The following is a 1,039-nucleotide window of genomic DNA, read 5'->3' on the forward strand; positions in this document are numbered from 1 at the left end:
CTGTCGTCAGCTCGTGTCGTGAGATGTTGGGTTAAGTCCCGCAACGAGCGCAACCCCTATTGCTAGTTGCCATCATTTAGTTGGGCACTCTAGTGAGACTGCCGGTGTCAAACCGGAGGAAGGTGGGGATGACGTCAAGTCCTCATGGCCCTTATGTCCAGGGCTACACACGTGCTACAATGGCCGGTACAAAGAGTTGCGATACCGCGAGGTGGAGCCAATCTCAAAAAGCCGGTCTCAGTTCGGATTGGAGTCTGCAACTCGACTCCATGAAGTTGGAATCGCTAGTAATCGCGGATCAGCACGCCGCGGTGAATACGTTCCCGGGCCTTGTACACACCGCCCGTCACACCACGGGAGTCGGTTGGTCCCGAAGTGCGTGAGCTAACCCGCAAGGGAGGCAGCGTCCTAAGGAATGGCCGGTGACTGGGGTGAAGTCGTAACAAGGTAGCCGTAGGGGAACCTGCGGCTGGATCACCTCCTTTCTAAGGAGCCTAACCAGCCAGTGACACTGTCACGTAAGATGCTGGTCATGGTTATCCAGGTCAATCTCGCAAATTGATGACGTCTACTGTTTAGTTTTGAAAGTCCAAGCCTCGGCTGATTCGAGGTTTTTGTTCTTTAAAGTTCTGAGATGAATGGTTAGCGATGACTGCCAGGCTCACGATGAGTGCATCATCGATACTGATTGGGGCCTGTAGCTCAGCTGGCTAGAGCACACGACTGATAATCGTGAGGTCGGAGGTTCAAGTCCTCCCAGGCCCACCATTTAGTCTCAACCGGTTTTCCGGGGGTGTAGCTCAGCTGGGAGAGCACCTGCCTTGCACGCAGGGGGTCATCGGTTCGATCCCGTTCACCTCCACCATTTTGGTTCGATTCCGTCAGGGGTCGTGCTGATACTGTTCTTTGACAATTGCATAGTAGTGAATGTAGGTAGCAACCGAAATGACGTAAGTCGTTTTGGGTAGTATGCACGGCAGTGAGATCATTTACAGTTTTTTTATGGTCAAGCTACTAAGGGCGTACGGTGGATGCCTAG

The 1,039-nt window shown here is 52.9% G+C and carries 2 tRNA genes and 1 rRNA gene; all 3 read left to right on the forward strand.

Annotated elements, in window-relative coordinates:
• Positions 1-485: ribosomal RNA gene (locus JFN91_RS21900) — 16S ribosomal RNA — on the forward strand; the annotation flags it as partial.
• A 206-nt stretch (positions 486-691) separates the two neighbouring features.
• Positions 692-768 (forward strand) — tRNA-Ile (locus JFN91_RS21905).
• Positions 769-789: 21 nt separating this feature from the next.
• A tRNA-Ala gene (locus tag JFN91_RS21910) sits at positions 790-865 on the forward strand.
• Positions 866-1,039: the final 174 nt, after the last annotated feature.

This window comes from Geomonas anaerohicana, from assembly GCF_016458305.1.
Classification (GTDB): domain Bacteria; phylum Desulfobacterota; class Desulfuromonadia; order Geobacterales; family Geobacteraceae; genus Geomonas; species Geomonas anaerohicana.